General features: G+C 60.2%; 10 protein-coding genes. 3 read left to right on the forward strand and 7 right to left on the reverse strand.

Annotated elements, in window-relative coordinates:
* Positions 1-249 precede the first annotated feature (249 nt).
* Complete coding sequence (gene mutL / locus ACQZ5Y_RS02650) at positions 250-2070, forward strand: DNA mismatch repair endonuclease MutL (protein ID WP_003519052.1); 1821 nt, start codon at positions 250-252, stop codon at positions 2068-2070.
* A 150-nt stretch (positions 2071-2220) separates the two neighbouring features.
* Positions 2221-2442, forward strand: a complete 222-nt coding sequence (locus ACQZ5Y_RS02655) for a DUF2093 domain-containing protein (RefSeq protein ID WP_003519053.1) — start codon at positions 2221-2223, stop codon at positions 2440-2442.
* Positions 2443-2671: 229 nt separating this feature from the next.
* Here ACQZ5Y_RS02655 and lpxK read toward each other — a convergent pair whose 3' ends face one another.
* The 6 genes from lpxK to ACQZ5Y_RS02685 form a co-directional block, all read right to left on the reverse strand.
* A complete protein-coding gene (gene lpxK, locus ACQZ5Y_RS02660) occupies positions 2672-3718 on the reverse strand; it encodes a tetraacyldisaccharide 4'-kinase (protein ID WP_111783301.1) in 1047 nt (348 codons plus the stop codon).
* A 164-nt stretch (positions 3719-3882) separates the two neighbouring features.
* Positions 3883-4620: an HAD family hydrolase gene (locus ACQZ5Y_RS02665; RefSeq protein ID WP_013635566.1), complete on the reverse strand. Its 738-nt coding sequence runs from the start codon at positions 4618-4620 to the stop codon at positions 3883-3885.
* On the reverse strand, positions 4614-5936 hold the full coding sequence (gene waaA, locus ACQZ5Y_RS02670; RefSeq protein WP_004432170.1) for a lipid IV(A) 3-deoxy-D-manno-octulosonic acid transferase: 1323 nt from the start codon (positions 5934-5936) through the stop codon (positions 4614-4616). Before waaA ends, ACQZ5Y_RS02665 begins: the two co-directional genes overlap by 7 nt.
* 215 nt (positions 5937-6151) lie before the next feature.
* The gene (locus ACQZ5Y_RS02675) at positions 6152-6391 is read right to left on the reverse strand and encodes a DUF4170 domain-containing protein (protein ID WP_019564234.1); all 240 of its coding nucleotides are present in this window, start codon (positions 6389-6391) and stop codon (positions 6152-6154) included.
* Positions 6392-6449: 58 nt separating this feature from the next.
* A complete protein-coding gene (locus ACQZ5Y_RS02680) occupies positions 6450-7256 on the reverse strand; it encodes a 3'(2'),5'-bisphosphate nucleotidase CysQ (protein WP_004432172.1) in 807 nt (268 codons plus the stop codon).
* A gap of 93 nt (positions 7257-7349) precedes the next feature.
* Positions 7350-8696: a TldD/PmbA family protein gene (locus tag ACQZ5Y_RS02685; RefSeq protein WP_174049209.1), complete on the reverse strand. Its 1347-nt coding sequence runs from the start codon at positions 8694-8696 to the stop codon at positions 7350-7352.
* Between the two features lie 116 nt (positions 8697-8812).
* On the opposite strand from ACQZ5Y_RS02685, the gene ACQZ5Y_RS02690 reads away from it, so the two are divergent.
* On the forward strand, positions 8813-10642 hold the full coding sequence (locus ACQZ5Y_RS02690) for a monovalent cation:proton antiporter-2 (CPA2) family protein (RefSeq protein ID WP_004432178.1): 1830 nt from the start codon (positions 8813-8815) through the stop codon (positions 10640-10642).
* A gap of 42 nt (positions 10643-10684) precedes the next feature.
* Here the strand turns inward: ACQZ5Y_RS02690 and ACQZ5Y_RS02695 are convergent, their stop codons facing one another.
* Positions 10685-11611: a patatin-like phospholipase family protein gene (locus ACQZ5Y_RS02695; RefSeq protein ID WP_081308712.1), complete on the reverse strand. Its 927-nt coding sequence runs from the start codon at positions 11609-11611 to the stop codon at positions 10685-10687.
* Between the last annotated feature and the right edge of the window lie 90 nt (positions 11612-11701).

Here is an 11701-nt window from a genome sequence, read left to right on the forward strand (position 1 = left end):
AAGCAGTCTTGAGGGGAAGATGACGTTCACCCATATACGACGTCACACCACCCGGCGAAGGGGGGCCTCGTTCCTGCAGTCATTTCAAGCCGCCTCACCATATGCAAGGCCGATTAAAGGCGGATTAACGCTTAACCTGACGTTGAACGGAAATGATCAAACGCCGGGCAGGCCGCAAAACATGTACAAACTTTCGCGACTTGAGTTTTTTGCTTTCGAAGCCGTGACGAATCCGCGAAAATGATGATCATGGCCATCAAGCAGCTTTCAGAAACCCTCATCAACCAGATCGCCGCCGGCGAGGTCATCGAAAGACCCTCCAGCGCCACGAAGGAGCTGGTGGAAAACGCCATCGACGCGGGCGCAACGCGCATCGAAATCGCCACGGCGGGCGGTGGCAAGGGACTGGTGCGCATCACCGATAACGGCTCCGGCATGTCGCCTGCCGATCTGGAGCTTGCGGTCCGACGCCATTGCACCTCGAAAATATCCACCACGCTTGACGATATCCGCACGCTTGGCTTTCGCGGTGAGGCCCTGCCCTCCATCGGCTCGGTTGCCAAGCTTTCCATCACCAGCCGGCAACACGGCGCAGAGCAGGGTTCGGTGATCTCCGTCACCGGCGGCAAAGTCTCCGAGGTCCGGCCCGCCGCTGCCAATGCCGGCACCATCGTTGAGGTGCGCGACCTGTTTTTCGCGACGCCCGCACGGCTGAAATTCCTGAAGACGGAGCGAGCGGAGGCAGCCGCCATTACCGAAGTCGTCAAGCGGATGGCAATTGCCTTTCCGCATATCCGCTTCGTGCTGTCAGGCACCGACCGCTCCACGCTTGAAATCCCCTCCACCGGCGACGATCACCTTGCCCGCATGGCGCAGATTCTCGGTGCCGAGTTCAAGGACAACGCCATCGAAATCGATGCCGGGCGCGAGGATGTAACGCTCTCCGGTTTTGCCGGGGTGCCGACCTTCAACCGCGGCAACTCGGCGCATCAATATGTCTTCGTCAACGGTCGCCCGGTGCAGGACAAATTGCTGTTGTCCGCCATTCGCGGTGCCTATGCCGAAACCGTACCGCACGGGCGATATCCGGTCGCAGTGCTGTCCCTGACGCTCGATCCCGCCTTTGTCGACGTGAACGTGCATCCGGCGAAATCAGATGTGCGCTTTCGCGATCCCGGCCTCGTTCGCGGGCTGATCGTCGGCGCGATCCGCCAGGCGCTGACCCGCGACGGTGACAGGGCGGCGACGACTGGTGCCAGCCAGATGATGAACGCCTTTCGCCCCGGCTACAGCCCGTCCAATCTCCGACCGTCTGCCGCTGCGACATGGTCCGCCGCGGCCTCGCCTTCCCGACCGCTTGCCATTTCCGGGAACATGCAATTTGCCGAGGCCGTGCAATCGCGCTTTTCCGACATCACCATGCCGACCGCGCGGGCAGAACCCAGCGAGGTTTACGAGGCCTCGGCAAGCCCGTCGCTGGAACCGTCACAATATCCGCTCGGCGCCGCGCGGGCGCAGTTGCACCAGAACTACATCGTCGCGCAGACGGAAGACGGCCTCGTCATCGTCGACCAGCATGCGGCGCATGAACGGCTGGTGTTTGAGGAAATGCGCAATGCGCTGCATTCCAGACGCCCGCCTTCACAGGTGCTGCTCATTCCTGAGATCATCGACCTTCCCGAAGAGGATTGCGACCGGCTGATGGACCATGCGGCTGGTTTCGATGCGCTGGGACTGGTCATCGAGCGTTTCGGGCCGGGGGCGGTCGCGGTTCGCGAAACGCCGGCGATGCTTGGCGAGGTTAACGTGCAGGGGCTGGTGCGGCAGCTTGCCGACGAGATCGCTGAATGGGACGCTGCCTCCACGCTTGCCAACAAGCTGGAATATGTCGCCGCCACCATGGCTTGCCACGGCTCGGTGCGTTCAGGGCGGCGCATGCGGCCGGAGGAGATGAACGCGCTTTTACGGCAGATGGAAAACACGCCGGGTTCAGGACAGTGCAATCACGGTCGTCCGACCTATATTGAGCTAAAACTTTCCGATATAGAACGTCTCTTCGGCCGAAGCTGAGCCTTAACCCCGGGGGCAGCAGGCAGGGCTGGCCTTGGGCGTAGCTCAGCGATATAAATTCAAGGGACTGGAGCATCCGGATTGTTCAGGAGAACGCTACGCCGTTTCGGGCTGGATGCACTGACAGGACATAGCAGGAGACGAAAACGGATGAACAGATTTGAGGGAGGCGGAAACCGCATCGCCGTCATCGAATATCTCGACGGTGACTTCCGGATCGTGCAGACCGGCTCGCATGTCATATGCGCCATCACCGGCAAGACCATTCCGGTCGACGAGCTGCGTTACTGGAGCGTCGCCCGGCAGGAAGCCTATGTGGATGCCAGCGCCTCACTGGAGGCAGAGCGCAAGGCTGGTAATTTGCCCGCCTGATCAGGCGCGGAAGCACGCCCGAAATGGCCGCGTGTGAGAACTCTTCTTTTCGCGCTGAGGGCTGCTTACCTCTCCAACCTCATCCCTGTGCCTGTCACAGGGATCCAGCCAGCCAAAGTCCTTGGGCTGAAAGGAGTCTTTTGGCCGCGCAGACGCACGTCGGCTGGATTCCTGTGACAAGCACAGGAATGAGGGGGTGAGTGCCCGGCGGCTTGCGTTACGAGATGCTCTAAATTGACGTCCGCGCATTTTCCCGCAGCAAACGGGCGCGGCAGTTCCGCACCGCCGTCTCGATGATCGTTGTGGCCGCATTGGGATCGTCGAACACCATGTCGACCTCGATCACCAGGCTGTTCCACAGCAATTCTTCCGCACGGCCATGGTGCCCGTTAAGACGCACGGCGTCCTTGGCCGTTGTCACCAGCTGCAAGTTTTCCTTATCCGCGTCCTGCAGAAGATCGGCGATCTCGTCATCGCTGAAATGGTGATGGTCAGGAAAGGAGCGCTGCAGCACGATTTCGCCACCAAGCCCCTCGACAGTTCGGAAAAACTTGGCGGGATCGGCGATACCAGCATAGGCCAGCACGCGCCTTCCCCTGAAATCCTGCGGTTCCTGCGGCTTTATCGCCGCGACGAAAACCGGTTTGGCGGCCTTTGCCGCGGTTCTGACCAGCGGATCGGCCGCATGGCCGTTACCGACCTTCAAGAGTCCGGTCATATGCCGCATCTGTTCGGCAAGCGGCGCCCGGACCGGGCCGCCCGGTACAAGATGGCCGTTGCCGATGCCACGCACCGTATCGATAACGACCAACGCATAATCCAATGTCAGGCGTGCGCTCTGGAAGCCATCATCCATGATGATGAGATCCACGCCCTCCTTCACCAGCCGATGTGCACCTTCCACCCGCTTGCGGGAGATGACCGTCACCGCCTCGCGGGCAAGCAGCAGGGGTTCATCGCCGACATCAGCGGAGCGGTGCTGCGCGGGATCGACGAGGGTGGTGACATCAAGTGTGCCGCCATAACCACGGCTCAGGAAGCCGGGTTTCAGGCCCTTTGCGGTGGCGGCTCGGGCGATTGCCATTGCGGTCGGCGTCTTTCCGGCACCACCAACGGTGAAGTTGCCGATGCAGATGACCGGAACGGAAACGCTCGCCCGTTTTGCCGTGCGCATCCGCCGGCCGGCAATATTGCCGTAGAGAAGGGAAAACGGTGATAACAGCCAGGCTTGCCAGCCTGCTTTCTGCCACCAGAAAGGCGGCGCTTCAGAAACCATATATGCCTGCTCCCGGCCGCATCACCCACGGCATTGCGCTTAAATTCGATAAATCACATGGGTATTTGCCAGAAAAAACCCTGAATTGCAAAACCCGGCTATACATGCGCAGCTTGTCTCTTCCCATCTTGTGCGACAAGTGGCGCGCACTGCGGGGACATGACCTAAACAACGCGTTCCGGAAGCAGGGTTTCCAGCGCGGTAATATCATCGAAACAATAATGGGCGTCGGCGCCAAGGCTTTCGCGCGAGCCGGTTCCGGTGAGAACGGCAATGCGCAATCCTGCGCCGGCATTTCTCGCCATGTGCAGATCATGATTATTGTCGCCGACCACTGCCACGCGTGCAGGCGCAAGACCAATCGCGTCGCAGAAACCGATAACCATGCCGGGTTGCGGCTTGGTGCCGTAACCGCTGTCATAACCGGCGACGAAATCGACATCGCTTTCGAAACCGAAACGGATCGCCGTCTGGCGGATGGATTTTTCGTTGTCGCTGGAGGCGATGCCAAGCTTGTAGCCGCGTGCCTTGAGCCTTGCGAAAAATGCCTTGAGATCGGTGACCGGCACGGATTTATCCGCTGCTTCAGTGAATAGCCGGTCGAGCCGCGCAGTCAACTCCACGAGATCGCAAGGCGAACCGGCGGCGACGAGACCGGCAGCTATCTCCGCCGTATTGCCGGCAGCCAAAAGACTGTCGGGCACCACATGCCCGGTAACCGGATCCATGCCGCAGGCGGCGAGAAGCTGGTCCGCAAGAACGGGATCGCCCTTGGCGGCAATCGCCGCAAGTTCACGGTTCACCGGCCCCCAGCTTGCGTCATAACCCAACAGCGTACCGTCCTTGTCGAAAAGGACTGCGGCAATCGATTGGGTCGCATCAATCTCCATATCCGCTACCATGAACCGATGGCACTCCGCGGTTGCAGCTTGGCGGTGACTGTGAGCGGGTTGATGTAGGGCTCCAGCGCCTTGACGGTGGCGGAAAGCGCGCCGCGCATGTCCTGAATGACCCGGTTGCCGGCATCGATCATCTTGTAGCGTTCATTGTCGTTGACCAGGAGGTAATGCACCGCCTTGGCCAGCATCTCGACATCGCGGACGATGCGCCCGCCGCCGGCGCGGATCAGCTTCTGATAGGCCTCGCGGAAATTCTGTACATGCGCGCCTGACAGTACGGCGCAGCCCAGCATTGCCGGCTCCAGCGGGTTCTGCCCACCCTCGGCCGTCAGCGAACGGCCGACGAAGGCAAGTTCGGTGAGCCTGAGGTAAAGCCCCATTTCGCCAATGGAATCCCCGAGGAAGATATCGGTTTCCGGTGTGATCACGTCGTTGCGACTTCTGCGCGCCACGGTCAACCCCATGCCCTTCAGCATGGCTTCCACGTCGTCGCCGCGCTCGGGGTGGCGCGGCACGATGATGGTCAATTGACCGTTGCGCGACTTGATCGCCGCATGCACGGTGGCTGCTGCCTTCTCTTCACCGTCGAAGGTGGAGATCGCCGCCCATGTCTTGCGGGTGCCGATCTGCCTGCGATAGTGCTCGAGCAGAGCTTCGTCGCAAGGCGGCGGATCCGTATCGCCCTTGAGGTTGCCGGATATCACCACCGGCCAGGAGCCGAGATCACGGAAGCGTTCGGCATCGACATCGGATTGCGCAACCACCAGCGCCAGCTTGGAGAACAGCGATTCCGCAATGTCGTGCCGGTTGTTCCAGCGGTCGAAGGAACGGTCTGAGAGCCGCGCATTGACCCGGATCTGCGGAATGTGCCGGCGCTCCAGCTCCATCATCGTCACCGGCCAGATTTCCGATTCAGCGGTGATGGCGGCATCCGGTGCCCAGTAGGCGAGGAAACGGTTGACCGCGATCTTGATGTCGAGCGGCACATATTGGTGGATCACATCATCGCCAAGCCGGGTACGGGTCAGCTCGGCCGAGGTGACGGTGCCGGTGGTCAGAAGCACGAAGATATCGCGCTTGCGTATTTCGCGGATCAGCGGAATGAGGGCGAGCGTTTCGCCGACACTTGCGGCATGGAACCAGACGAGCGGGCCACGGGGGCGCTCCGCGCTGGCGTAACCGAAACGTTCTAGACGGCGGCGCTTGTCTTCCTTGCCCTTTGCGGCCCGATAGGAAAGATAAGGCCGTGCAAACGGATAAGCGGCGATACCGGCAATCCTGTAACCGGAAAGAGCGAAACGTGCGATACGGCTGCTCATGACATTCTGCCCTTGATCATTCCGCGCAATGCCCTGCCCCTGTTCTTTGTTGTTATCGCCGCCTACTTCTTCTCAAATTGCGTCATTTTTTATCATCGGAAACAAAAGCGCGATCACGTTTTCTCGCAACCGAATTTCCTGCCTGCCATTCCGGGCAGGAATCACGGGAAAACTTGCCTTCACCCAATAGTATTACAACGCAAGGGCAAAAGGACTCAATTTTTATCGTCGGGATTGAGAAGACGGTGCATATGCACGATAAAATAACGCATATGGGCGTTATCAACAGTCATCTGCGCCTTGGATCTCCACGCGGTCAGCGCGGAAGCGTAGTCAGGATAGATGCCGACGATATCGAGCGCATTCAAATCCCGGAACTGAACATCCTGAAGATTTTCCAGTTCGCCGCCGAACACAAGGTGCAGCAGCTGTTTCTGTTTGCCAGATTCCGTCATGTCTTGTCTCTTTCTTAAGCTCTGAGAGCCCCTCATCTGCGGGATTTCCGGGCAAACGTCAACCATCGGACAGATGTGAAAACGCTTTCAAAAGCGCGGGAAGCGCATATTCTGCTGCAGCGCACAATGCGGGGTGGTTTACCTCGCGGCGATTATACATCAGGGGTTTTCCATCAAGTCCGACCAGACTGCCGCCTGCCCTTTCGAGGATAAGGTCTGCGGCGGCCAGATCCCACTCGTGCGAGTTCGCCTTGACCAGTGTTCCATCGATGCGGCCATCCGCCACCATCGCCAGCCGGTAGGCGAGCGAGGGCACATGCGGAATGCGCTTGACGGTGCTGCGCACCTCTTCCGGCAGATGCGTAATCACGTCTTCAGGTGCGGCCAGATGGAAGACGCCGGTGTTTTCACGGGCGGCTGAAATCGGCTTGCCATTCTTCAGCGCTTCGCCGCCTTCAAGTGCGGTGAATTCCTCTGCGAGTGCAGGCGCAACAAGGGCGGCAACGACGGGTCGGCCCTCATGCACCACGGCGACGCTGACGCACCAGGTATCCCGCCCACCGATGAAGGCGCGCGTTCCGTCGATGGGATCGATGACGAAGACGGTGGAGCGGGCCAGCCTTGTCGTATCGTCATCCGTCTCTTCCGAAAGCCAGCCATATTCCGGCCGGGCGGTACGCAGGATGGTTTCGAGAATTTCGTTTGCCGCGTAATCGGCCGCGCTGACCGGTGAAAGCCCGCCATTTTTCCACCAGACCTCGGGGTCCTTGCGGAAGAAACCGAGGGCCGTCTCGCCCGCCTTGCGTGCGGCTTCGAGGACCAGCCTCAGATCGGAAGCCCAGCGGGCCTCAGCCATATCGTTCATTTTGCCGTCTTTTCCGCGCGCCTCATACGGCGCGCCTGTTTTTCCCTTCGCACTTGCACACAAAGTGCTGGCGAAAACAACCCGCAGGTCGCCTCACTTGCCCGCGATCGTCATGCCTTCGATAGCAAGTGTCGGTGCTGCGACACCGTATTTACGGTCGATATCGTTAGCCGGCGTGACACGCATGAACATGTCCTTCAGGTTCGAAGCGATGGTGACCTCGGAAACCGCGAAGGATTTTTCACCATTCTCGATCCAGAAGCCGCTCGCACCGCAGCTATATTCACCCGTGAGCATATTGGCGCCGTGGCCAATCAGTTCGGTGACGTAAAAGCCGGTTCCGACGTCCCTCAGCAGATCTTCCGGCGAAATATCGCCTGGCTCCAGCGCGAGATTGGTTGAGGACGGCGATACCGAAGTGCCACCGCGCACGCCGCGACCGTTGGTTTCAAGGCCGAGTTCACGCGCTGCCGAGGTAGAGAGGAACCAATGCTTCAGCACCCCGTCCTCGATCATCGTCATCTTCTCGCCCCGGACACCCTCGCCATCGAAAGGACGCGACGAGGGGCCACGAACGATCTGCGGATCGTCCGTCAGATAAAGGCCCTTTTTCAGAACCTGCTGCCCCATCCTGTCGCGCAGGAAGCTGGTCTTGCGGGCAACGGAAGCGCCATTGATCGCGCCGGCAATGGCGCCGACGAAACCGCGCGCGATGCGGGGATCAAAAACCACGGTAATATTGCTGCCGGTATCGACCTGAAGCGGGCCGACCCGCCGCACGACTTTTTCGCCGGCGCGGCGGCCGATCTCTTCGGCTGCATCCAGATCGGCGTAATAGAGGCGGCTGTCGAAATCGTAGTCGCGCTCCATCTTCGTGCCCTCGCCGGCGATGACACTGACGGAACGGCTGAAACGGCTGCCCATGTAGCTGCCGGAAAAACCGTGGGAGGTGGCAAGGACGAGGCCGCCCATGCCGCTCGATGCGCCAGCACCGGAGGAATTGCTGACGCCCTTGACGGCAAGCGCCGCCTCTTCCGAGGCGAGCGCTGCCTCACGCAATTGATCTGTAGAGACCTCGGTCGCATCGAAAAGCTCGAGATCGTCGTAGGAGGTTGCGAGCCGTTCCTTGTCTGCCAGGCAGGCGAAGGGGTCTTCCGGCGAAACCTTCGCCATGGCCACCGCCCGTTCCGCCAGGGTCTTCAGGTCGAAGCCGGGATTGGCCGAAACGCTCGCCACCCGCCGCCCGACGAAAACGCGAAGCGAAAAATCATCGCTTTCGGAGGATTCGGTACTTTCCACCTTGCCAAGCCGGACGCCGACCGATTGCGAGCGAGAGCGGACGACGACGGCATCCGCCTCATCCGCGCCTGCAGCACGGGCGAGATCGACAAGCTCGCTGGCGCGATCGAGAAGTTTGGAAGAATCTATTTCTGAGGACATGAGTTGGCCTTTCATTCCTGTTCCATTTATTGTGCCATCAACCCCGCATCAAGGGCGAAACGCCGCTTTCTCCATCGACAAGGCTTTGTCGCCACCATATTCGAAAGTCAGCCAGCATGACCGAGCACGACGCTCTCTTTTCCGAACCCTTGCTGCTTCTGGCCGGCGCTGTCATCGCGGCGTCGATTTTCCGCAAACTCGGCCTTGGCACCGTGCTCGGTTATCTGGTGGCGGGCATCGTCATCGGGCCGTTCCTGCATCTGGTGACAGACGCGAAAGATATCTTCAACGTCTCGGAACTGGGCGTGGTTTTCCTGCTCTTCATCATCGGCCTCGAACTCAAGCCATCGCGCATATGGCAGATGCGGCGCGATATTTTAGGGCTGGGGCTGGCGCAGGTGCTGGTGACGGGCAGCGTGCTGGCATTGATTGCCTGGTGGGCCGGACTGATCGACGCGCGTGGCAGCCTCGTTGCGGGTTTCGGCCTTGCACTCTCCTCCACCGCCTTTGCGTTACAGATTCTTGAAGACGATGGCGACATGAATACGCGGCATGGCAACCGCTCCTTCTCGATCCTGCTGTTTCAGGATCTCGCTATCGTACCGCTTCTCGCCCTTGTCACCATTCTTTCCAACCGCCCGGACGTGCCGACGGATTCGATGGCCTACGATCTCGTCGCCTCCGTTGTCGCGGTGGCGGGCATGGTGTTGGCCGGGCGTTATCTGCTGACGCCGATGTTCCAGATCATCGCCCGCACGGGTGCGCGGGAGGTGATGATCGCCGCCGCCCTCTTCGTCGTCATCGGTGCGGCCGCCATCATGGAGGCGGTTGGGCTTTCGATGGGCATGGGTGCGCTGCTGGCCGGGCTGATGCTGTCGGAATCTTCTTATCGGCACGAGCTGGAAGCCGATATCGAGCCGTTTCGCGGGCTGTTTCTGGCGCTGTTCTTCATGGCTGTCGGCATGTCGCTGCACATCAACATCGTCTACGAGCACATTCTTCTCATCCTGATCGCCGTGCCGGCGATGATGGCTGTGAAGGCGGCCGTAATCTATGGGCTGTGCCGCATCGCCGGTTCGTCCCGTTATGCATCGAGCCGTATCGCGCTGCTGCTGGCGCAGGGCGGCGAATTCGGTTTCGTGCTGTTTTCCACTGCTGCCGCCTCCCGCCTGTTTCCGCAGGCGACGGCTTCCATCCTTGTCGCCATCGTGACGCTTTCCATGGCGCTGACGCCGCTGCTGGCAGTGGTTTCTCGCCGGCTGACGGCGGAGGATGCCGATGAGGACACGCTGGACGAGGATTTTGACGGGGCTGGCGCCGATGTGCTGATGATCGGCTTTTCGCGCTTCGGCCAGATCGCCTCGCAAATCCTGCTTGCCGGTGGGCGCGACGTGACAGTCATCGACAGTTCGGCCGATCGTGTACGTCAGGCTTCCCGCTTCGGTTTCCGCATCTTTTTTGGCGATGGTACACGCAAGGACGTGTTGATCGCGGCTGGCATAGAGCGCGCCGATCTCGTGGCGGTCTGCACCCATAAAAAGGAAGTCACCGACCGCATCATCGACATGATCCAGTCGGAATTTCCAAGCGTGCGCATCTATGCCCGCTCCTATGACCGCATTCATTCCCTCGATCTCAGGAAAAAGGGCGTGGAATACGAAATCCGCGAGACGCTGGAATCGGGCCTGCTATTTGGCCGCCGCATTCTGGAAGGGTTGGACATGGACGGCGAAAGGGCGCTTGCCATTTCCGACGACATACGCGAGCGCGACGAGGAGAGATTGCAGCTACAGGCCGTGGAAGGGCTCGCCGCCGGCAGGCAGATGCTGCACAACAAGCCGGTGCGCGAAGTGAAACCCGAGCCACTGATGAAGCCGAAGAACAAGGTGGAAAAGCGCGAGGAAGAAGAGGACGAAGACGAGGGTGAAATAGCAGTCACCCACTAAGCGGCACGCGCTCGCCCATAGCGAATACTCAAGGAGTACCGCTCAAGCCTCCACGCCCTGCCCGCGATGGAACAGTTCCACCTGCATTTCGATCTGCCGTTTCAGATCATCCTTGATCCCGGCGGAAGCGTTCAGCACTTCTTCCGATTTGAGGAAATCCAGCACGCCGAAACGGTGCACCGGTGGGCGCAGGAAAATATGCGGCGGACGCAATCTGAGTTTCAGGGCAATGGCCGCCTGCATCATCAGCTGACTGGCGCCGAACAGGCTGTCCAGCCGGTTCGGCATGGTGGTGCCGTCACCTTCAGGGCCGCCAACCACATCGATGCCGACGATGATATCGGCCCGATCCATCAGATGCTCATAGGGCACGGGATTGAAGATGCCGCCATCGATCATGATGCGGCCGTTGACGCGCACCGGCATGAATAGAGCCGGAATAGCCGCAGAAGCCGCCAGCGCCTGAATGATCTCGCCGGTTTCCACCACCACTTCGGTCTGCGCATAATAATCCGTGGTTACCACTTTCAGGGGAATGGCAAGTTCGGAAAAATCCTTCGGCAGGGCCTGCGGCATCAAGGCGTGCAGAATGAGTTCGAGATTGAACTGGCCAAGACGAAAACCATCGACCGCATGGCGCATGGATGCGGGGCCAAGGCTCCAGAGACGGTTGGCGACCGAACCCTTCCGCCCCATGAGTTCCAGCGTATATTCGCGGATTTCCTTGCCGCTCATGCCGGCCGCCATGCCTGCTGCGATGATGGAGCCGATGGAGGAGCCGGAAAGCGCGACCGGGCGAATGCCTAGTTCGTCGAATGCCTCGATAACGTTGATGTGGCAGATGCCGCGTGCGCCACCGCCGCCGAGCGCCAGGCCGAATGTCGGCTCATGACCGCTCTCGCGGCTGGCATCGATCGCCTCTTGCCCGGCGTGAACCATTGTGACGCTGTCGTTTACACCCTGCTCCATGCCAAATACCCAAGACCCTTTCCACGGCAAAGCCTCTGCCTATTCGGCAAACAAGACAAGACCGTGACGTGACGGGAAAGTGCTGCCGTC

Source organism: Agrobacterium sp. A3-95, from assembly GCF_053521785.1.